This window comes from Pseudonocardia sp. T1-2H (assembly GCF_038039215.1).
Lineage (GTDB): Bacteria > Actinomycetota > Actinomycetes > Mycobacteriales > Pseudonocardiaceae > Pseudonocardia.
In genome coordinates this window covers 2209760-2230013 of record NZ_JBBPCL010000001.1, presented here as the reverse complement: position 1 = coordinate 2230013, position 20254 = coordinate 2209760, and the positions used below count along the sequence as shown (strand labels likewise).

Genomic DNA, 20254 nt, shown 5'->3' with positions numbered 1-20254 from the left:
AAGTGGCGTAGCAAGTGATGTGCGTCACTAGTTCGTTTCAGGCCCGAGGACGCGGCCGGAGCCGCAGCGGCGCGACTCCTCTGAGGAGGGACGTCATGCTCTCTGCCGAAGGAATCAAGGCCGAGGAGACGCTGATCCACGTTCTGTGGATCAACGCAGGTCTGAGCTGCGACGGGGACTCCGTCGCGCTCACCGCGGCCACCCAACCCAGCATCGAGGAGATCGCGCTCGGTGCGCTGCCCGGGCTACCCAAGATCGCGGTGCACTGGCCGCTGATCGACTTCGAGTGCGGACCCGCCGGCGGCGCGGACGACTTCCTCGAGTGGTTCTTCAAGGCCGACCGCGGCGAGCTCGAGCCCTTCGTCCTGGTGGTCGAGGGGTCGATCCCGAACGAGCAGCTGCACGACGAGGGCTACTGGTGCGGGTTCGGCAACGACCCGGCCACCGGTCAGCCCGTCACCACCAGCGAGTGGCTGGACCGGCTCGCACCCAAGGCGACGGCGATCGTGGCCGCCGGGACCTGTGCGACCTACGGCGGCATCCACGCCATGGCGGGCAACCCGACCGGGGCCATGGGGGTCCCCGATTATCTCGGCTGGGACTGGAAGTCGAAGGCCGGCATCCCGATCGTGTGCGTGCCCGGCTGTCCGGTGCAGCCCGACAACCTCTCCGAGACCCTGACCTACCTGCTCTACATGGCCACCGGCCAGGCGCCCATGATCCCCCTGGACGACGCGCTGCGGCCCACGTGGCTCTTCGGGCGGACCGTGCACGAGGGCTGCGACCGGGCGGGGTACTACGAGCAGGGCGACTTCGCCACCGAGTACGGCTCGCCCAAGTGCATCGTCAAGCTCGGCTGCTGGGGCCCCGTCGTCAAGTGCAACGTCCCCAAGCGGGGCTGGATCAACGGCGTCGGCGGCTGTCCGAACGTGGGCGGGATCTGCATCGGGTGCACCATGCCCGGCTTCCCGGACAAGTTCATGCCCTTCATGGACGAGCCACCCGGCGGCAGGCTCTCCACGACGGCGTCCGGCGTGTACGGCTCGGTGATCCGCAACCTGCGCGCGGTCACGACGAAGACGCTGGACAAGGAACCCCGCTGGCGCAAGCGCAGCCGCGAGCTCGCCACCGGGGCCCGCCGCACCTGGTAGGAGCCGGGCGGGACTCCCCCGCCCGTCCCCTCGTCTCTTCGCACTTCGCGCCTCCGCACGTTCCGCCGTCCACCACCGGCAGCTCAGATTGGCGACCCCATGACGACGACCGTCCCGAAACCGTCCCAGTCCGGCACGACGTCCGGCCGCGAGCTGGTCGACATGGCGTGGGACCCGATCACCCGCATCGTGGGCAGCCTGGGGATCTACACCAAGATCGACTTCAAGCAGCGCGAGGTCGTGGAGTGCCACAGCACGTCCTCGATCTTCCGCGGCTACTCGATCTTCATGAAGGGCAAGGACCCGCGCGACGCGCACTTCATCACCAGCCGCATCTGCGGGATCTGCGGCGACAACCACGCCACCTGCTCCTGCTACACGCAGAACATGGCCTACGGGGTGAAACCGCCGCACCTCGGCGAGTGGATCGTCAACCTCGGCGAGGCGGCCGAGTACATGTTCGACCACAACATCTTCCAGGAGAACCTGGTCGGGGTGGACTACTGCGAGAAGATGGTCGCCGAGACCAACCCCGGCGTGCTGGAGTTGGCAAACCGCACCGAGGCCCCGCACGCCGGCGAGCACGGCTACCGGACCGTCGGCGACATCATGCGCTCCCTCAACCCCTTCACCGGCGAGTTCTACCGCGAGGCGCTGCAGGTCAGTCGCCTGACGCGGGAGATGTTCTGCCTGATGGAGGGGCGCCACGTCCACCCCTCCACGCTGTACCCGGGCGGCGTCGGGACCGTCGCCACCATCCAGCTCATGACCGACTACATGACCCGGCTCATGCGCTATGTCGAGTTCATGAAGAAGGTCGTGCCGATGCACGACGACCTCTTCGACTTCTTCTACGAGGCGCTGCCCGGCTACGAGAAGGTCGGCCTGCGCCGCACCCTGCTGGGCTGCTGGGGCTCCTTCCAGGACCCGGAGTACTGCAACTTCGAGTACAAGGACATGACCGACTGGGGACGCAAGATGTTCGTCACCCCGGGCGTCGTCGTGGACGGCAAGCTCGTCACCACCGACCTGGTCGAGATCAACCTGGGCATCCGGATCCTGCTCGGTTCCTCCTACTACGAGGACTGGCAGGGCCAGGAGATGTTCGTCAGGAACGATCCGCTCGGCAACCCGGTTGACAGCCGGCACCCGTGGAACCAGCACACCAACCCGGTGCCGCAGAAGCGGGACCTCGACGACAAGTACAGCTGGGTGATGTCCCCGCGCTGGTACGACGGCAAGGACTACCTGGCCCTCGACACCGGCGGCGGCCCGCTGGCCCGGCTGTGGTCCACCGCACTGGCCGGCCTGGTGGACATCGGGTACGTGCAGTCGACGGGCCGGAGCGTGAAGATCAACCTGCCGAAGACCGCGCTGAAGGGCCCCGTCGAGCTGGAGTGGAAGATCCCGACTGCCGGGTCGAACACCCTGGAGCGCAACCGGGCCCGGACCTACTTCCAGGCCTACGCGGCGGCCTGCGCGCTGCACTTCGCCGAGAAGGCGCTCGTCGAGATCCGCGCCGGGCACACCAAGACCTGGGAGACGTTCGAGGTCCCCGACGAGGGGATCGGCTGCGGTTTCACCGAGGCCGTGCGCGGCGTGCTCTCCCACCACATGGTCATCAGGGACGGCAAGATCGCGAACTACCACCCCTACCCGCCGACCCCGTGGAACGCCAGCCCGCGGGACTCCTACGGCACGCCGGGCCCCTACGAGGACGCGGTGCAGGGCCAGCCCCTCTTCGAGGAGAACGACCGGGATCACTTCAAGGGCATCGACATCATGCGCACGGTCCGCAGCTTCGACCCGTGCCTGCCCTGCGGGGTACACATGTACCTCGGCGACGGGAAGAAACTCGACCTGCTGCACTCGCCGACCCAGTCGGTCACGGGCGACTAGATGTCCCCCGCGGCGCACCAGGTGACGGACGCCGACCACGTGGACACCGAGTCCTCGACGCCGGAGTCCGACCTGCGGGCGGCCGGCGAGCGGATCGAGATGCTGCTCGACGCCAGCTCCGCCCACGGGGCCATGGCCCGCGAGCGGAGCGAGGAGCTCGTCCGCCTCGTCGCCGACCTCTACGGGGCCGGGCTCGGCCGGATCCTCGACATCGTCCACGACTGCGGACACCTCGACGGGCCGGTGCTCGACGCATTGGCCGCGGACGATCTCGTCGCCAGCCTGCTGCTGGTGCACGGGCTGCACCCCTACGACGTCGAGACGCGGATCGAGCGCGCGCTCGACGAGGTCCGGCCCTACCTGGGCACGCACGGGGGCGACGTCGAGCTGCTCGGCGTCACCGACGCGGGCGTGGTCCGGCTCCGGTTGCTCGGCAGCTGTGACGGCTGCGCGTCGTCGTCGGTCACCCTGAAGCTCGCCGTCGAGGGGGCGGTGGAGGCCGCGGCCCCCGAGATCACGGGGATCGAGGTCGACACCGGGGGCGGCCAGGACGCCATCGGCCCGGTCATCCCCGTCAGCGCCCTGCGGGTGCGGCTCGACGAGCTCGACGCCGCCGAGGCCGACGGCCGGGCGGGCGGCTCCGCCTGGTACCCGGTGCCCGAGCCGGCCGACGTCGCGGACGGCGAGGTGCGGGGACTCGTCGTGGCGGGCGCGCCCGTGGTCGTCGCCCGGGTGGGCCCGGACCTGTTCGCCTACCGCGACGGGTGTCCCGTCTGCACCGGCGGCCTGGGGGAACGGCGCTGGCCCGCCGCCTCGGCGGTGCGGTCGGCGAGGCCGTGCTGCGGTGCCCCACCTGCCGGACGCACTTCGACGTCCGGCGCGCGGGCGCGGCCCTCGACGGCGACCGCCACCTGGAACCGCTGCCCCTGCTGGTGCGCGACGACGTGGTGTCCCTCGCGCTGCCGACCCCGGGGCCGGTGCGCGCATGACCACCGACGTGCTCTTTCCCGCGGAGGCGGCATCGTGACCGGACCCGCGCCCCGGGCCGGGGGCTCCCCGATCGCGGTCCTCGGGCGGATCCGGGCCCGCCGACCGCCGCCGGTCGACGGCGGGCGCTGCGAGATGTGCGCCGAGGCGATCGGCGACGTCCACGTCCACGTCGTCAACGTCGCCGCCCGGAGCCTGTTGTGCACCTGCCGGGCGTGCTACCTGCTCTTCACCGACGAGCACGCGGAGCTCCGCTACCGGTCGGTTCCCGACCGGTTCCTCTCCTTCCCGGACTTCCGCCTCGAGCGGCCGCTGTGGGATGCCCTGGAGATCCCCGTCGGGCTGGCGTTCTTCTTCCGCAACTCGGTGCTGGACCGCACGGTCGCCTTCTACCCCGGGCCGGCGGGCGCGGCCGAGTCCGAACTGCCGATGGGCGCCTGGGACGACGTCGTCGCGGCCAACCCGCAGCTGCGCGCGCTCGCCCCCGACGTCGAGGCGATCATCGTCCGCGGCCCGGACGGGGGGCGAACCGACTTCGAGTGCTTCCTGGTCCCGATCGACGCCTGCTACGAGCTGGTGGGCGGGCTGCGGCAGGTGTGGCGCGGCTTCGACGGCGGGCAGGACGCCCGGGCCCTGATCGACCGGTTCTTCGCGACCGCGGCCTCCCGCAGCCGGCCCGCGCCACCCGGGGCCCGGCCGTGACGGAGCTCGAGTTCACCGTCCTCGACGTCGTCGCCGAGCCCTACAGCGCCGCACCGAACCTGGTGGCCAAGCTCCGGATCGAGGAGACCTCCGGCGAGCCGGTGCACGCCCTGGTGCTGCGGGCCCAGGTCCGCATCGACGCGCACCGCCGCCCCTACGGGCCGGCCGAGGAGCAGGGGCTGCTCGACCTGTTCGGGCCGCGCAACCGCTGGGCGGACACCCTCAAACCGTTCCTGTGGATGCACGCCACCGCCGTGGTCCCGGGCTTCAGCGGCTCGACCGACGTCGACCTGGTATTGCCTTGCACCTACGACTTCGACGTGGCCGGCGCGAAGTACCTGCACGCGCTGCGCAACGGCAGCGTTCCGTTGGAACTGCTGTTCAGCGGAACCGTGTTCGCCCGGGGCGAGACGGGGTTCTCCGTCACCCAGATCCCGTGGGACCGCGAGGCCCGCCACGAGATGCCGGTGGCGGTGTGGCGCGAGCTGATGGACCTGTACTTCCCGGGCTCCGGCTGGGTGCGGCTCGACCGCGACACGCTCGACGCGCTCTCGCGGTACAAGTCCACCCGCGGGCTCACCACCTGGGAGGCGGCGCTGGGGCAGCTGCTGGCCGAGGCGGAGGAGGCGGCGCGATGACCGTGGACCAGGCCCGGCTCGTGGCGGACGCCGTGCTCTACGAGGGCTACCTCCTCTACCCCTACCGCGCGACGTCGGGCAAGAACCAGGTGCGCTGGCAGTTCGGGGTGCTCGCCCCCGAGGGGGCGGCCGCCGCGGGGCTGGGCGAGGAATCGGGCCTGGCGATGCAGACGCTGCTCTCCCCGGGCCGGGCGCCTCGGTGCAGGTCGCGGTGCGGTGCCTGCAGCTGCAGGCACGCGGTGTCGAGCAGGCCGGCGCCGACGGCCGGTTCACCCCGGTCCGCGAGCTCGTGGTCGACGGGACGAGCTGGTTGAGCTGGGACGAGGCGGTCGAGCACGAGGTCGGGTTCGGCCCGTTCACCCTCGCCGAACTCTCCGCGGGCGTCACGGTGCCGGTCGGGATCGACGGCGGCGAGGATCGGGAGAGCCTGCTCGACGCCGCGGGCACGGTGGCGGGCCGGGTCGTCCGCCGACGCCGCCCGCTCACCGCGACGCTGCGGGTCTCGGCCGAAGCCGACGACGGTCTCGTCCGGCTCACGGCCGCGGTCGACAACACCGCGGACGGCGCGCGGGACTCCGGCGAGGCGATCGGCCGCTCGTTCATCGGGACGCACCTGCTCCTCACCGCGCAGGACGCGGCGTTCCTCTCCGTCATCGACCCGCCCGAGCACGCCACCGCGGCCGCCCGCCGGTGTACGCAGCGGCGCTGCTGGCCCGTGCTGGCCGGCGCGCCCGGGCAGACCGACGTGGTGCTCGGGCTGCCGATCATCCTCTACGACCACCCCGAGGTGGCGCCGCAGAGCGCCGGGGAGCTGTTCGACTCGTGCGAGATCGACGAGATCCTGACCTTGCGGGTGATGACCTTGACCGACGAGGAGAAGGCGCAGGCCCGGGCCACCGACCCGCACGCCGCGGCCATCATCGACCGCTGCGAGCAGATGACCCCGCAGGAGATGCAGGGCCTGCACGGCATCCTGCGCGACCCCCGCGCCGGCACGTCCACCCTGACCGGCGACGACTGGTGGGCGGCCGAGGCCGCCGCCGACGTCACCCCCGAGACCGACAGCGTCGTCGTCGCCGGCGTGCCGGTCGCCCGGGGCAGCCTGGTCCGGTTGCACCCCTCCCGGCGGGCCGACGCCCAGGACCTGTTCTTCGCCGACCGGGAGGCCCGGGTCAGCGGCGTCCACGTCGACCTCGACGGCGAGACCCACGTGGCCGTCACCCTGCTCGACGATCCCGCCGCGGAGCTGCACGACTGGTACGGCCGCTACCTGTACTTCGCCCCCGACGAGCTCGAACCCCTCGGGGCCGCAGATCCCGACCGAGAAGAGGAGACCGCGCCATGAGAACGCTCGGAGTGCTGACCACGGTGGTGATGGCGGCCGCCCTGGCGGGCGCGGTCGTGCTCGGCGTGCGCTCGATCCCGGACGTCAAGCGCTACCTCGAGATTCGCCGGATGTAGCGCACTGCCCGAACCCACTCACCGAGGAGGACACAGTGGACAACGACGCGGTGGACGAGAGCCGACCGGCGGGCGGACACCTGTCGGAGGAACCCCAGAGCGAGCGCGGAGCCCCCGGCTCGCGGGACACCGGCTCGGACGAGCCGGCGGGCGGCCCGGTCGACCGGCCGGCGGGCCAGTCGGACGAGGACAGCGACGACTCGGTCGACCCGCAGTCGGCGAACGACCCGGAAGCGCCCGAGCTGCCGACCGGCGACCGCTGACGCCCGGCCACCAGTCACCCCGCCGGGTGCAGCGCGACGAGGAGGAGCAGAGGGGAAAGAGATGAGTACACCGAACGATCCCAGGACCGCCGATCCGGCGGCCGAGGGTGCCGAGGACGAGCCCGGCGAGGCGTCGGTGGGCCCGGCCCACCGGGCCGGGACGGGCCGCGGGGAGGCCAAGAGCCGTGACCCGCACGAGCAGGGCGAAGGCGGCTAGATGCGGGACGGGACGGGCACGGTGGAACCGCGGATCCTGGTCGCCGGGATCGGGAACATCTTCTGCCAGGACGACGGGTTCGGGCCCGCGGTGGCCGGGCGGCTCCTCGGGCGCCCCCGGCACCCCGCTGTGCGCGTCGTCGACTACGGCATCCGCGGGATGCACCTGGCCTTCGACCTGCTCGACGGCGTCGACGCGCTCGTCCTCGTCGACGCGCTGCCCGGCGCGGGCGAGCCCGGCGAGCTGACGGTGCTGCAGGTGGGCCCCGACGACATCGGGGATGCCCCGTTCGACGCCCACGCCATGAGCCCGGTCGCCGTGCTCGCGAGCCTGGGTTCGCTGGGCGGGCAGCTGCCGCCGACGATCGTCGTCGGCTGCCGGCCGCTCGACGTCGGCCCGGGGATCGGGCTGACCCCGGTCGTCAGCAGGGCGGTAGCGGGGGCGGTCGCCGAGGTGGAGGAGCGGGTCGAGCGCCTCGTGGCGGACCTGCCGACACCCCGTCCGGCGGGCACCACGCCACGGTCGGAGGCCTGAGATGTGCCTCGGGATCCCGGGCCGGGTCGTCGGGCACGTCGAGGGCTACGGCGGCCAGCTCGTCCTCGTCGACGTCGAGGGCGCCCACCGCAAGGTGAACATCGGCATGCTGGCGGACGAGGACCAGGCGCTCGCCGTCGGTGACTGGGTGCTCATCCACATGGGGTTCGCCGTCGAGCGGGTCGACGCGGCCGGGGCCGAGCGGGCGATGACCGGCCTGGAGCTGATGGGGCGCCCGCGGGAGGAAGTCGGACCGGAGGGTCCGCCGTGACCCTCGCCCGCGCCTCGACCACCCCGGCCCCCGCGACCCCCGCCCGCGTCCGGTGCCGGTACCGGGTCGTGGGACTGGTGCAGGGCGTGGGCTTCCGGCCCTTCGTGCACGCCACCGCGACAGCGCTCGGGCTCACCGGGACGGTCGCCAACGACTCGGCCGGCGTCGTGGTCGAGGCCGAGGGCGCCCCGGAGGCCGTGGCGGCGCTCGGCGCGGCCCTGACCCGGGACGCCCCGCCCCTCGCGGTGGTCGAACGGGTCGAGTCCGCCGCCGTGGCCCCGACGGGCGGCACCGGGTTCCGGATCGCCGAATCGCAACGTGTCGCCGGCGGTCGCACCCTCGCCTCCGCCGACGTCGCGACCTGCGACGACTGCCTGCGCGAGCTCGCCGACCCCGGCGACCGGCGGTACCGGCACCCCTTCATCACCTGCACGAACTGCGGGCCGCGCTTCACGATCATCACCGACCTGCCCTACGACCGGCCGGCCACGACCATGGCCGGCTTCCCGATGTGCGTGGACTGCGCCCGGGAATACGCCGATCCGGCCGACCGCCGGTTCCACGCCCAGCCCATCGCGTGTCCCGGCTGCGGGCCGCGGCTGGAGCTCGTCGCGGGCCGGGACCGGCCCCACGGCGAGGCCGCGCTGGCCGGGGCCCGCGGGCTGCTCACCGCCGGCGCGGTCGTCGCGGTCAAGGGCCTCGGCGGGTACCACCTGGCCTGCGACGCCACGAACGAGGACGCCGTGGCCACCCTGCGCCGCAGGAAGGCGCGCGGCGCCAAGCCGTTCGCGGTGATGGTGCCGGACCTGGCCACCGCCCGGGAGCTGGCCGTCCTCGACGATCTCGACGCCGCGCTGCTCGCCGGCCCGCGGCGTCCCGTCGTCCTCGTCGAGCGCCGGCCCGAGGCCCGGTCCGCGCCGTCGGTCTCCCCCGGCAACCCGGACCTCGGCCTGCTGCTGCCCTACACGCCGGTGCACACGCTGCTGCTGGGCCTGCCGGGCGACGAGCCGGGCCCACGGGCGCTGGTGATGACCTCGGGCAACCTCGCGGGCGAGCCCATCGTCACCGACGACGCGGACGCGCTGGTGCGCCTGGCCGGGCTGGCCGACGCCTGGCTGCGCCACGACCGGCCCATCCGCGTCCCCTGCGACGACTCGGTGGCCCGCGTCGTCGACGGCGAGGAGCTGCCGATCCGCCGCTCCCGCGGGTACGCGCCGCTGCCGGTGGCCCTGCCCGTGGCGATCCCCCCGACCCTGGCCGTCGGGGCCGACCTGAAGAACACCTGCGCGGTCGGCGCGGGCCGCTACGCCTGGCTCTCCCAGCACGTCGGCGACATGGACGACCTGCGGACCCTCGACGCGTTCGGCGCCACCCAGGAGCACCTGCGGATGCTCACCGGCGTCGCCCCCACCCACCTCGCCGCCGACGACCACCCGCTCTACCGGTCCACGGGCTGGGCGCGCCGCGAGCAGGGCGGGCGCGTGCTGACCGGGGTGCAGCACCACCACGCCCACATCGCGTCGGTGATGGCCGAGCACGGCCTCGACGGGACGCGCCCGGTCATCGGGATCGCCTTCGACGGAACGGGGTACGGAACCGACGGCGCGGTGTGGGGCGGCGAGGTGCTGGTCGCCGACTACGCGGGCTTCGAACGGGTCGGCCACCTGGGCTACGTGCCGCTGCCCGGCGGGGACGTGAGCGTGCGCCGCCCCTACCGGATGGCCCTGGCCCACCTGCGCGCCGCGGGCGTCGAATGGACCGACGACCTTCCGTGCGTCGCCGCCTGCCCCGCCGCCGAGCGCGCGGTCCTCGACCACCAGCTGACCACCGGCCTCGGCTGCGTCCCCACGTCGAGCATGGGCCGGCTGTTCGACGCGGTCAGCGCGCTGGCCGGCGTCTGCCAGGTCGCCGACCACGAGGGGCAGGCCGCCGTCGAGCTCGAAGGGGCCGGCCGCGGGGTCCCCGCCTCCGGCGGCTACCGGTTCGGCGAGGCGATGGACCCCGCCCCGGTGGTCCGGGCCGTGGCCGCCGACGTCCGGGCCGGGGTGCCGCGCGCCGTCGTCAGCGCCCGCTTCCACGCCGCCGTCGTCGACCTGGTCGCCGGCGTCGCCGCGACCGCCCATGCGGCCACCGGCCTGTCCACGGTGGCGCTGAGCGGCGGGGTGTTCCAGAACCCGACCCTGCTGGCCGGCGTCTGCCGGGCCCTGCGCCGCGACGGGTTCACCGTTCTCCGCCACCGCGTGGTGCCGCCCAACGACGGCGGCATCGCGCTGGGGCAACTCGTGATCGCCGCCGACTCCTCGAGAGGTGTCCCATGTGCCTAGCCGTGCCGGGCCGCATCGTCCGCACCTACGAACAGGACCTGACCCCGATGGCCGAGGTCGACTTCGGCGGCGTCGGCAAGGAGGTGTGCCTGCAGTACGTCCCGGACGCCGTCGCCGGCGAGTACGTGATCGTGCACGTCGGCTTCGCGATCCAGCGCCTCGACGAGGCGTCGGCCCTGGACACGCTGCGCACCTTCGCGGGCATGGGGGTCCTGGAGGAGGAGTTCGGCGACGGGTTCGAGCGCGCGGCACGGGCCGCGCCGCAGCCCGGGACGACCACGGAAGGAGCAGCACGATGAAGTACCTGGACGAGTTCAGCGATCCCGACCTCGCCGCCCGGCTGCTCGAGCAGATCCACGCCGCGACCACCAGGCCGTGGGCGATCATGGAGGTCTGCGGCGGCCAGACCCACTCGATCATCCGGCACGGCATCGACCAGCTGCTGCCCGAGGACGTGGAGATGATCCACGGCCCCGGCTGCCCCGTCTGCGTCACCCCGCTGGAGATCATCGACCGGGCGCTGGCCATCGCGGCCCGGCCCGACGTCGTCTTCTGCTCGTTCGGGGACATGCTCCGGGTCCCCGGCAGCAGCCACGACCTGTTCCGGATCAAGAGCGAGGGCGGCGACGTCCGGGTCGTCTACTCGCCGCTGGACGCGCTGAAGCTCGCCCGGGAGAACCCGGACAAGGAGGTGGTGTTCTTCGGCATCGGCTTCGAGACCACCGCCCCGGCCAACGCGATGACGGTCTACCAGGCGAAGCGCATGGGGGTGCCGAACTTCTCGCTGCTGGTCTCGCACGTTCTCGTCCCCCCGGCGGTCGCCGCGATCATGGAGTCGCCCACCTGCCGGGTCCAGGGGTTCCTGGCGGCGGGACACGTCTGCAGCGTGATGGGGACGGCCGAGTACCCGCCGCTGGCCGAGCGGTACCGCGTACCGATCGTGGTCACCGGGTTCGAGCCGCTGGACATCCTCGAGGGCATCCGGCGCACCGTGCTCCAGCTCGAGTCGGGCCGGCACGAGCTGGAGAACGCCTACGCCCGCGCCGTCCCCGCCGAGGGGAACCTGCCCGCCAAGGCCATGCTGCAGGATGTCTTCGAGGTCACCGACCGGGCCTGGCGCGGCATCGGCATGATCCCGGACAGCGGCTGGCGGCTCTCGGAGCGCTACCGGGACTTCGACGCCGAGCACCGGTTCGACGTCCGGGGGATCCACACCGCCGAGTCGGAGATCTGCCGCTCCGGGGAGGTGCTGCAGGGCCTGATCAAACCGCACGAGTGCGCCGCGTTCGGCAGGGAGTGCACCCCGCGGAACCCGTTGGGCGCCACCATGGTCTCGTCCGAGGGGGCCTGCGCCGCGTACTACACCTACCGGCGCCTCGAGCTCACGGAGGCCGCCGGTGCCTGAGCGGCCGACCATCGACATGGACAGCTGGACCTGCCCGGTGCCACTGCGCGACTCGCCGACGGTGGTGATGGGCCACGGCGGCGGCGGCACGCTGTCGGCCGAGCTCGTCGAGCACCTCTTCCTGCCGGCCTTCGGCGACGCCGCCCAGGCCGAAATGGGCGACTCGGCCGTGCTCGACGTCGGGCCCGGGCGGCTCGCGTTCTCCACGGACTCGTTCGTCGTCAAGCCGCTGTTCTTCCCCGGCGGCAGCATCGGCGACCTCGCCGTCAACGGGACGGTCAACGACCTGGCGATGTCCGGGGCGCGCCCGCTCTTCCTCTCAACGGCGTTCATCCTCGAGGAGGGCACCCCGCTCCGCGACATCGGCCGGGTGGCCGCGGCCATGGGCGCCGCGGCCTCGGTCGCCGGGGTCCGGCTGGTCACCGGCGACACCAAGGTCGTCGACGCGGGGCACGGTGACGGGATCTACGTCAACACCGCGGGGGTGGGCGTGCTCGACGAGGGCGTCGACATCCGGGCCACCCGGGCCGCGGTGGGCGACGTGGTCATCGTCAGCGGGCCGATCGGGGTGCACGGCGTGGCCGTCCTCAGCTGCCGGGAGGGGTTGCAGTTCGGGACCACGGTCGAGAGCGACTGTGCCGCGCTGAACGGCCTGGTCGCGGCGATGCTGGCCACGGGCGCGGACGTGCACGTGCTGCGCGACCCCACCCGTGGTGGCCTGGCCGCCTCGCTCAACGAGATCGCCCGCGCGGGACGGGTGGGCGTCGAGCTGGTCGAGCGGGATCTCCCGGTGCCGGAGGGCGTCGCCAACGCCTGCAGCCTGCTCGGCCTCGACCCGCTCTACGTGGCCAACGAGGGCAAGCTCGTCGCCTTCGTCCCCCCGGCCGAGGCGGAGCAGGTGCTCGCCGCCATGCAGGCCCACGAGCTCGGCAAGGAGGCCGTCGTCATCGGCCGCTGCGTCGAGGCCCACCCCGGCATGGTGGTGACGAGGACCGGGCTGGGCGGCACCCGGGTGGTCGACCTGCCCCTCGGCGAGCAGCTCCCCGGATCTGCTGATGGCGACCGCCACCGCGGGCGAGGTGCTGTTCGCCCGCTACGCCTACCCGCCCAACGAGCTCGGCTACTGCGGTCCGGCCGACGCCGACGCGGTCCTCGACGTCGCCGCGGCCGCCGCCGGAGGCATGGGCGAGCGTGTGCAGGCGTTCGACGGCGCCGTCGCCTATCTCGAGGCCATCGCGGCCGCCGCCGGCCTGCCGCCGCTCGACCCGCGGGTGGTGGAGGCCTACTGGGTGGGCAACGAGCTGCTCGACCGGGTGGACCCGGCACAGTTCGCGAAGGACATCCGGGTGAGGTTCGCGCGCGAGACCGGCGCGAACTGGGAGGTGCTCGCCGGCGGGCTCCCCGCGGTCGCGCACCACAGCTTCCAGGTCTTCACCGTCTACCCCTGGGTGGGGCTGCTCGGCCGAGGTGCCACGGACACCGCGGGTGGCCCGGCGCTCCACATCCTGGACCGGTGCCGGATCCGCGACGGCACGGTGCTCGCGGTCGAGGGCGACGACGTGCTGGTCCGGTCCCGCCCGCTGACGTGGTCCGGGCGGGAGCTGGGCCTCGGCGAGCCCGTCGAGGAGCGGGCGCGGTGGGCGCAGGCCGGGCGTTCGCTGCTGGCCGCGGTGACGCCCGGGGACGTGGTGTCGCTGCACTGGGACTGGGTGTGCGACCGCCTCACCCCGGAGCAGCGGGACGAGCTGGAGCGCCGCACCACGGACCAGCTTGCCCTGACCAACGCGACCGCACCGGCGGGCGGGGCGTGAGTGCCGTGGCCCGGGTCGAGGACCCGCCCCACGCGCCCCGCGGAGCGGGCCCCCGGGACTCGAGATCGGGTTACCGAGCGTGCACAGGGCGCCGTGGTGAGTGGTCTCGGCGGCAGGAGGCGATGATCGCCCGCTGGCGCAGACCCCAGGGGCCCGATACCTGTTCGCGGCGTGCTTCGCGTGGGTGCCCGATACTCGAGTCGAAGGGCGCCGGCCGGGGAGGTCGAACCTTCTCTTCCGTTTCGGCCTTGGCCTGCCGGTTCCCGTGAGGGACGGTTTACTCCATCCCGCCTCCGCTGACAAGGCCACGTTCCTCGCTGTCGGCGACGGGCGTGGTTGAGCCGTCTGCGCTGCTCAGCGCCCTGATGGTGGACATCCGACTGCGCCGGACGCGTGGTCCGCCGCTCGCTCGACGTGCGGCTCGAGCCGACCGACCTCGAGCTGCTCGACGAGGCCTTCCCCCGCCGCGGCGACGGCAGCCCCTCGAGGTGCTCTGACCCTGCCGAAGGCACCCAGGGCCTCGGGGGGCGACAGGTGACGCGGGGCCTGACGAGCGCTACTGCCCGGCCGGGCCGGCTTGCCGGGGCAGGCGGCCCGGGCGACTTGGCCCGGTCGAGACCCGAGGAGGCCCACCGGTGCCAGCCCCTACCCCGTTCTCCTTGCACGAGTTGTCCGGCGACGGGATCTACGTCAACACCGGCCGGGGGTGGGCGTGCTCGACGAGGGCGTCGACATCCGGGCGACCCGGGCCGCGGTGGGCGACGTGGTCATCGTCAGCGGCCCGATCAGGGTGCACGGCGTAGCCGTCCTGAGGTGCCGGGAGGGGCTGCTACTCGGGACCACCGTCGAGAGCGCTGCGCTGCTCGGCCTGGATCCGCTCTACGTGGCCAACGAGGGCAAGCACCACAGCTTCCAGGTCTTCACGGTGCTGGCGGTCGAGGGCGACGAGGTGCTGGTCCGGTCCCGCCCGCTGACGTGGTCCGGGCGGGAGCTGGGCCTCGGCGAGCCCGTCGAGGAGCGGGCGCGGTGGGCGCAGGCCGGGCGTTCGCTGCTGGCCGCGGTGACGGCCGGCGACGTGGTGTCGCTGCACTGGGACTGGGTGTGCGACCGCCTCACCCCGGAGCAGCGGGACGAGCTGGAGCGCCGCACGACCGACCAGCTCACCCTGACCAACGCGACCGCAACCGCGCAAGAGAGCTGAGGTGCCCGCGGCCGCGCCGCACAGCCTGCCCCAGGGTCGGAGACCCGCCCCGCGCGCCAGGTTGGGGCGGGCCCCCGAGGGCTCGAGCTCGGGCTACCAAGCGTGCGCAGGGCGCCCTGGTCGACGGTCTCGGCGTCGTGGGCAACAGCCAGCCCACTGACGCAGACCCCAAGGGCCCGATGCCTTCTCGCGGCGTGCCTCGCGTGGGTACCCGCAGCTCAAGCCCAGAGATCGCCGGCCGGGAGGACGAACCTTCTCTTCCGTTTCGGCCTAGGCCTGCCGGAATCCCGTGGAAGACGGTCTACTCCTCCCTGCCCCCGCTGACAAGGCCGTGGACCAAACCCTGGCGTCAGGCGTCCCGCCGGGCCGGTACGGCCACGCGGTCTTGGCTCCACGAGGCCGAGGCAGCCCCCGCGGGGAGCGGTCACCCTGAGCCGTGACCGATGCTGGGCCGTGACCGAGGACGGCAGGGAACCTGGGCAGGGCTGGATTCCGCCGCGCGACGGGCACACCGTGCACGCGCTCTGGCGGCGACCCGGGTCAAGGCAGCTTGGAGGCCAGCACGTCGAGGGGCTTGATGTCCGGTGCCTTGGTGAACAGCTCGTCGGCCCGGTCGGTGAGAGCGTGAGCGATCTTGCCCTGCAGGTGGGCGGTGCGGGCGGCGGCGTCCGGGAAGAAGTCGATGATGCCGTAGGTGGTGGGGCCGAGGCGCACGCCGAACCATAGGAGCGTGCCCGGTTCGTCCTTGGCCATCTCACCCCCGGTGCGCAGGAACTGCTCCACCTCGGACTCCATGCCCCGTTTCGCCTCGCAGGTCACCAACAGCCCCACGGCCACCGCCATGTTCTTCCTCCCGCTCACATCACTCGGCCCGACGGTGTGCCGGTCCGACGGACGGCCCCGACTGGTCTCGTCCACGACCAGGATCAATGGCGAGCGGTGGATGACGCCTGAGCCTGAGGGGCGGAACCGGCCGGGCGGGGCCGGGCTTACCGGGCCGGTGCTTCGGCGTGATGTGTTCCGCCGCCGCGGCGTAGCCTCGACGCCTCGTTCCTACTGGACACGGCGGAGCGCGACCCGAGGAGGCTCACCGGTGCCGGCCCTGGCCCGTCTCCTTCCACGAGTTCGACCTCGACGACACCCGCGCCGCGATCGTGAAGAACTACTGCCCCACCACCCTGGACCTGTGCTCCACCCGGTCGCCGTACGAGTTCCGGTTCGACGGCCACGCCTCGGCGCCCTCGTTCGCGCCCACGGCGCTGCGGCGGGTGGTCGATGCGGTGGAGGCCGACCCCGCGGCGACCACCGTCAGCCGGGTCGCGCGGCGATGGGGGTTCATCCAGACCGGCCGCCTCGCCGCGGCGTATCAGGCCCGTTACCGCATGGCCCCCTCGGCCACGCTGCGGAGACGGTCGCAGCGATGAACCCCCCGGATCGCCCGCGTCGATCGTCCAGAACACTGCGCGAACCGGATCGACCCGGGGACAGCTCGCCCGCTTGGGTGGAGCGATGAACACCGCCTCCAGCGCCGGCCCGGCCCGGGCCGCGGACCTGCGGCCCGGAATCCCGTTGCTGGCTGCCGCGCCGGGTCCGCTCGACGACCCCGCGGCCGCACAGCTGGGGACCGTCCTCGACGAAACGCTGGACCGGCATCCGTGGGGCGTCGTGCTCGACCTGTCCGGGGTCGACGAGATGAGCCCGGCCGGGGTGGAGATGCTGGTGCGGGTGGCCGTGCGGGCGGGCCGTCTCGACGTCGGGCTCTGCCCCGTCTCCTCGGACGCGGTCCTGGCCGCGATCGTCGGGGCGGGGTTGCGCGAGCTGTTCGACCTGCACGCCGGCATCGACGAGGCGCTCGCCGCACTGGGCGTGGCTCCGGGAGCACCGGGACACGCCACCCCGGCCTGAGCGGGGGCCGCCGGGTCCGTCAGCGCCGACCTGCCTCCGGTCCCAGGAGATGCCCGAGCGGACCGAGGTCGATGTCGAGGTCACCGGGCTCGAGGCCGAAATGCTCCCTCAGCTCGATCATGGCCTCCTCCAGCCGCATCAGGCCGAGGCCGAGGCGTTCGACGGTCTCGTCGGACAGGTCACCCACCTCCACGCGGCGCAACGCCTGCCGCTCCATGAGCTGACGGAGCAGTTCCACGATCGTCAGGACGAGACGTCCGAGGTCGCGGCCGACCGTGTCCGGCTGTGCCTCGATGCGGCGGGGCAGCTCAGGCATCCCCACTCCCGGGTTCCAGCAGCGTCTGGACCGAGCTGATGAGGGCTCGCAACGACACGTGCACGAGGTCGACGTCCGCCAGCGAGATGGTGATGTCGCCGGTGATCATGACGCCGCCGGCGAGCAGCCGGTCGAGGAGGTCGACGAGGGAGAAGCTCGTCGTCCGGCCGGACGAGGCTCATGTGCCCTCCAGGGAGGCGAAGGAGAACGGTGGCCACGGGCCGGTCAGCTCCACCGTCGCACCGTCGACGGAGTCCACCGTGCTGCGGAAGCCGTCCTCCTTCCCCGCATCGACCAGGTAGGTCGCGTTCAGCACCATCTCGTCGGCGCGGCCGCTCAGCCGCGCGTCCTGGAGCGGGAACAGCCGGCCGGCCGCCGCGTGGGTGCGCAACGTCCGGTGCAGGTCGTCGGCGACTGTGCGCGCCCGCTCGCGTTCCCGCTCCCCGCGGTCCCGGTCGGCCCGGCGGCGCAGCAGGTAGGACGTGCCCGGCCGGTCGGACGCCGAGGGCGAGCCCGCTTCACGCTCCTCCGGCCGGGTCGTCGGCTTCACGTAGGCCTTGACGCCCCACTCCCATCGGCCCTCGATCCGCTCGAGGATCGCGGTGAACTCCTCGGCCCGATCCGCGAGGAGGCGCCGGACCGCCTCGTCGTCGCGGTAGAGGGTCGCCAGCCGCACCGGCGCGGTCGGCTGCGTGCGCGCGGCCTCCGCCACCACGGCGTGGTGCGCGCGGGCCAGCGACTCCAGCCGGCCGAGGTCCTCCAGGTCGCGGGCCAGGGCTTCCTCGTCGAACCGCGACGCGCCGACCGACCCCACGACCGCGGCCAGGTCGCCCTCGACGACGAGCCGTGGTCGTTCGCCGTCCACCCCCGGCACCGAGCCCGGCACGGGGCCCGTCGCGGTTCGGACCGCGTACAGATAGGTCAGGGGGTTCGGGGTCATCGCCTCCTCCGTTTCGGCGCGGCCGGCTCCGGCTGCTCGTCGGCCTGCCCCGCCTCCTCCTGGCCGTTCCGACCGGCCTCGAGGGCCTCGACCCGCGCGCGCAGCTGCTTGTTCTCCTCGCGCAGGTCGGGCTGGCCGGAGCTCAGGCTGGGATCGTGCTCCCACCAGTCGATCCCCATCTCCCGCGCCTTGTCCACGGACGCGACGAGCAACCGGATCTTGATCGTCAGGAGCTCGATGTCGAGCAGGTTCACGCGGATGTCGCCCGCGATCACGATGCCCTTGTCCAGGACACGCTCCAGGATGTCGGCGAGGTTCGTCGACTCCTGCCGGTGCTCCGGCGGGCGTGCGCGGCCGGGTACGGGGATTCCTCCGGACGTCATCGTCCTCCCTGCTGGAGCTGTCCGCGGCTGTAGCGTCGGGTCCGGCGGTAGCCGGACAGTTCGCCCCGGCGATCCACCTGCACCTCGAACGACGCGAGGATGTCGGCCGAGTCCGGGATCCGGTGCGTCTCGACCACCTCCACCCCGACGCACCAGCCGTCCTCGGTGCGTTCGATCGAGATCACGCTCTCGAAGTCGCGTCCCGTGAGCGCCACCACCTGCTCGGCGGCCCGGCGGGCCGCCACTGCGGCCGAGATCCGGTCCGCTCGTCCGTTGGACCCGCCGGTCGCCTCCGCCCGATCATCACCGCCGTCGTGGGAGGTGCGGGCCCGAGCCGAACGGGACGCCGCACCCGAGCGGGAGGTGGATCCCGCACGCTCTGGGCGGCGCCGTTCCGCCGGTCGCCGTTGCTCGTCGTCCGCTGCCACAGCCGTCCTAGCCCGGTCTGACCCGACGCGTCATCAGACGCTGCAGCAGTTCGTTCTCGATCTCGGCACATTCCTCCTCGGAGAGCTCCCCGGACCGGCGTGCCTCGTCCACCTGTTCCAGCTGCGCCCGGATCCGTGCCGGGTCGTAGTACTGCTCCTCGGCCTGTTCCTGGATCTGCTGGGCCAGCCACAGGACCCCGCGGACAGGCGCCAGCGGGAGCCCCAGCAGCCCGGACACGATTCCCACCGCCGTCACTCCTGCGGGATGAAGTCGTAGGGGGCCAGCGGTCCGAGGAGGCGCAGGCGCAACCACTCGTGGGTGTCCCGGCCCAGTTCCTCGACGGCCTCGTCGAACGCCGGCACGGCGTCCCGGTCGACGAGGAAGGCGGCGATCACCACGTCCTCCGGCTGCGACGGCGTGGTGGTCGAGACGTCCGCCGCGAACGGCTCGAGACGTTCCACGATGTCCACGGCATCCACCTCGCGACGCTTCTCCAGAGCCCGCACGATCAGCTCACCGAGCTTGACCCGGTCGTAGTAGGCCGCGTCCTCCGGCAGTTCCCGGACCTGCTCGTGCAGTTGGCGGATCTGTTCGTCCTCCTCGAGGATCTCCTGGAGCAGGACGTCCTGCTCGTAGCGGGCCCTGAGGGTGTACTGCACCTTCCCGTCGAGCCGGTCGAGGATGGCGAGGAAGTGCTCCTGGTGGGGCTCGAGCAGCTCCTCGACCAGGCCGTCCTCCTCGATGACGGCGGGGAAGCGCATCGGGAGGACCGTCGTGTGGTTGACCACCGAGTCCACGACGCGCTCGTGCGCCAGGAGATCGTCCCGGGTGCCGAGCGGACGGTCCAGCGGCACGTCGCTGACGATGGCGGCGAGCTTTCCGTGGGCGACCGTGCTCACCGACCCGGACGGGCCCAGCCCGGCCAGGTCCTCGGGCAGGTCGGCATCGGCTGCGATCAGGCCGTAGACATACGTGGCGCTCATCCGTCCTCCTCCCGGGAACGCTGCCTCGGCCGCCGCCGGGGAGCTTCCTCGCGCTCCTCACGGCGGCTGGTCATGACCTCCTCGAACTTGTCCACGGCGGCATCGAGCACGCCGGAGGTCTTGCCCTTCGCGCCGCCCTCCATCACCCCCTGGGTGAGCTGGGTGAGGTCCTTCCCGCCCTTGCCCTTCCCGTACAGGTCCAAGCGGTTGGTCGCCTCGGCGAACCGGAGGAACGTGTCGACGCTCGCGACGACGATGCGTGCGTCGATCGTCAGGATCTCGATCCCGACGAGCGAGACCCGGACGAACACGTCGATGACGAGGCCCTTGTCGAGGATGAGCTCGACGACGTCGGCGAGACCGCTGGACCCGCCTCCGCCGCCCCCTCGCTCCACGTATCCGCCGCCGCCCTGCTGCGTGGCTACCGTCATGGG

26 protein-coding genes and 2 pseudogenes are annotated in these 20254 nt (G+C 72.9%); 19 read left to right on the top strand and 9 right to left on the bottom strand.

What is annotated here, in order from left to right; genetic code table 11:
• The first annotated feature begins 95 nt into the window (after window positions 1-95).
• The 17 genes and pseudogenes from WBK50_RS11090 (at window position 96) to WBK50_RS11015 (ending at window position 14864) form a co-directional block, all read left to right on the top strand.
• A complete protein-coding gene (locus WBK50_RS11090) occupies window positions 96-1151 on the top strand; it encodes an NADH-quinone oxidoreductase subunit B family protein (protein ID WP_341335513.1) in 1056 nt (351 codons plus the stop codon).
• Window positions 1152-1250: 99 nt separating this feature from the next.
• Window positions 1251-3050 carry a nickel-dependent hydrogenase large subunit gene (locus WBK50_RS11085; protein WP_341335512.1) on the top strand — a complete coding sequence of 600 codons (1800 nt, stop codon included), beginning with the start codon at window positions 1251-1253 and terminating at the stop codon, window positions 3048-3050.
• Window positions 3051-4739 (top strand): DUF5947 family protein, encoded by a 1689-nt coding sequence (locus tag WBK50_RS11080; protein WP_341335511.1) that lies wholly within the window; start codon window positions 3051-3053, stop codon window positions 4737-4739. It abuts the gene before it with no gap.
• On the top strand, window positions 4736-5377 hold the full coding sequence (locus tag WBK50_RS11075) for a DUF6084 family protein (protein WP_341335510.1): 642 nt from the start codon (window positions 4736-4738) through the stop codon (window positions 5375-5377). Before WBK50_RS11080 ends, WBK50_RS11075 begins: the two co-directional genes overlap by 4 nt.
• Window positions 5374-5691, top strand: a complete 318-nt coding sequence (locus WBK50_RS11070; protein ID WP_341335509.1) for a hypothetical protein — start codon at window positions 5374-5376, stop codon at window positions 5689-5691. The genes WBK50_RS11075 and WBK50_RS11070 overlap by 4 nt, the downstream gene beginning before the upstream one ends.
• The gene (locus WBK50_RS11065; RefSeq protein WP_341335508.1) at window positions 5589-6722 is read left to right on the top strand and encodes a hypothetical protein; all 1134 of its coding nucleotides are present in this window, start codon (window positions 5589-5591) and stop codon (window positions 6720-6722) included. Before WBK50_RS11070 ends, WBK50_RS11065 begins: the two co-directional genes overlap by 103 nt.
• Entirely contained in the window at window positions 6719-6838 is a 120-nt protein-coding gene (locus tag WBK50_RS35065; RefSeq protein ID WP_445942243.1) for a DUF6893 family small protein, read from the top strand. Before WBK50_RS11065 ends, WBK50_RS35065 begins: the two co-directional genes overlap by 4 nt.
• Before the next feature lie 35 nt (window positions 6839-6873).
• A complete protein-coding gene (locus WBK50_RS11060) occupies window positions 6874-7101 on the top strand; it encodes a hypothetical protein (RefSeq protein ID WP_341335507.1) in 228 nt (75 codons plus the stop codon).
• 61 nt (window positions 7102-7162) lie between these two features.
• Entirely contained in the window at window positions 7163-7318 is a 156-nt protein-coding gene (locus WBK50_RS11055; protein WP_341335506.1) for a hypothetical protein, read from the top strand.
• Window positions 7319-7852 carry a hydrogenase maturation protease gene (locus WBK50_RS11050; RefSeq protein ID WP_341335505.1) on the top strand — a complete coding sequence of 178 codons (534 nt, stop codon included), beginning with the start codon at window positions 7319-7321 and terminating at the stop codon, window positions 7850-7852.
• Between the two features lies 1 nt (window position 7853).
• Window positions 7854-8123 (top strand): HypC/HybG/HupF family hydrogenase formation chaperone, encoded by a 270-nt coding sequence (locus tag WBK50_RS11045; RefSeq protein WP_341335504.1) that lies wholly within the window; start codon window positions 7854-7856, stop codon window positions 8121-8123.
• Window positions 8120-10447: a carbamoyltransferase HypF gene (gene hypF, locus WBK50_RS11040; RefSeq protein WP_341335503.1), complete on the top strand. Its 2328-nt coding sequence runs from the start codon at window positions 8120-8122 to the stop codon at window positions 10445-10447. The genes WBK50_RS11045 and hypF overlap by 4 nt, the downstream gene beginning before the upstream one ends.
• A complete protein-coding gene (locus WBK50_RS11035; protein WP_341335502.1) occupies window positions 10438-10746 on the top strand; it encodes a HypC/HybG/HupF family hydrogenase formation chaperone in 309 nt (102 codons plus the stop codon). The genes hypF and WBK50_RS11035 overlap by 10 nt, the downstream gene beginning before the upstream one ends.
• Window positions 10743-11852: a hydrogenase formation protein HypD gene (gene hypD / locus WBK50_RS11030; protein WP_341335501.1), complete on the top strand. Its 1110-nt coding sequence runs from the start codon at window positions 10743-10745 to the stop codon at window positions 11850-11852. Before WBK50_RS11035 ends, hypD begins: the two co-directional genes overlap by 4 nt.
• A 16-nt stretch (window positions 11853-11868) precedes the next feature.
• Window positions 11869-12837: pseudogene (hypE, locus tag WBK50_RS11025) on the top strand (hydrogenase expression/formation protein HypE); the annotation flags it as partial.
• Window positions 12838-12907: 70 nt separating this feature from the next.
• Entirely contained in the window at window positions 12908-13663 is a 756-nt protein-coding gene (locus WBK50_RS11020; protein ID WP_341335500.1) for a DUF6390 family protein, read from the top strand.
• A gap of 706 nt (window positions 13664-14369) precedes the next feature.
• Window positions 14370-14864, top strand: coding sequence for a DUF6390 family protein (locus tag WBK50_RS11015; protein WP_341335499.1), 495 nt, complete (start codon window positions 14370-14372; stop codon window positions 14862-14864).
• Window positions 14865-15404: 540 nt separating this feature from the next.
• Here the strand turns inward: WBK50_RS11015 and WBK50_RS11010 are convergent.
• Entirely contained in the window at window positions 15405-15782 is a 378-nt protein-coding gene (locus WBK50_RS11010; RefSeq protein ID WP_341335498.1) for a putative quinol monooxygenase, read from the bottom strand.
• Window positions 15783-16018: 236 nt separating this feature from the next.
• Between WBK50_RS11010 and WBK50_RS11005 the strand changes: the two genes are divergently transcribed.
• Window positions 16019-16288, top strand: coding sequence for a hypothetical protein (locus WBK50_RS11005; protein ID WP_341335497.1), 270 nt, complete (start codon window positions 16019-16021; stop codon window positions 16286-16288).
• Window positions 16289-16373: 85 nt separating this feature from the next.
• Window positions 16374-16769, top strand: a complete 396-nt coding sequence (locus WBK50_RS11000) for an STAS domain-containing protein (protein ID WP_341335496.1) — start codon at window positions 16374-16376, stop codon at window positions 16767-16769.
• A gap of 19 nt (window positions 16770-16788) precedes the next feature.
• On the opposite strand, the gene WBK50_RS10995 is transcribed toward WBK50_RS11000, so the two are convergent.
• The 8 genes and pseudogenes from WBK50_RS10995 to gvpJ form a co-directional block, all read right to left on the bottom strand.
• Window positions 16789-17085, bottom strand: a complete 297-nt coding sequence (locus WBK50_RS10995; RefSeq protein WP_341335495.1) for a gas vesicle protein K — start codon at window positions 17083-17085, stop codon at window positions 16789-16791.
• Window positions 17078-17236, bottom strand: a pseudogene (locus WBK50_RS10990) (gas vesicle protein); the annotation flags it as partial. The pseudogene WBK50_RS10990 and the gene WBK50_RS10995, both read right to left, overlap by 8 nt.
• A gap of 27 nt (window positions 17237-17263) precedes the next feature.
• Complete coding sequence (locus tag WBK50_RS10985; protein WP_341335494.1) at window positions 17264-18025, bottom strand: GvpL/GvpF family gas vesicle protein; 762 nt, start codon at window positions 18023-18025, stop codon at window positions 17264-17266.
• Window positions 18022-18408 carry a gas vesicle protein gene (locus WBK50_RS10980; RefSeq protein WP_341335493.1) on the bottom strand — a complete coding sequence of 129 codons (387 nt, stop codon included), beginning with the start codon at window positions 18406-18408 and terminating at the stop codon, window positions 18022-18024. Before WBK50_RS10980 ends, WBK50_RS10985 begins: the two co-directional genes overlap by 4 nt.
• Window positions 18405-18653, bottom strand: a complete 249-nt coding sequence (locus WBK50_RS35060) for a gas vesicle protein GvpO (RefSeq protein WP_445942242.1) — start codon at window positions 18651-18653, stop codon at window positions 18405-18407. The genes WBK50_RS10980 and WBK50_RS35060 overlap by 4 nt, the downstream gene beginning before the upstream one ends.
• A gap of 190 nt (window positions 18654-18843) precedes the next feature.
• Entirely contained in the window at window positions 18844-19083 is a 240-nt protein-coding gene (locus WBK50_RS10970) for a gas vesicle protein GvpG (RefSeq protein ID WP_297501161.1), read from the bottom strand.
• A 5-nt stretch (window positions 19084-19088) separates the two neighbouring features.
• Complete coding sequence (locus WBK50_RS10965; protein ID WP_341335491.1) at window positions 19089-19820, bottom strand: GvpL/GvpF family gas vesicle protein; 732 nt, start codon at window positions 19818-19820, stop codon at window positions 19089-19091.
• Entirely contained in the window at window positions 19817-20251 is a 435-nt protein-coding gene (gvpJ, locus tag WBK50_RS10960) for a gas vesicle protein GvpJ (protein ID WP_341335490.1), read from the bottom strand. The genes WBK50_RS10965 and gvpJ overlap by 4 nt, the downstream gene beginning before the upstream one ends.
• Window positions 20252-20254: the final 3 nt, after the last annotated feature.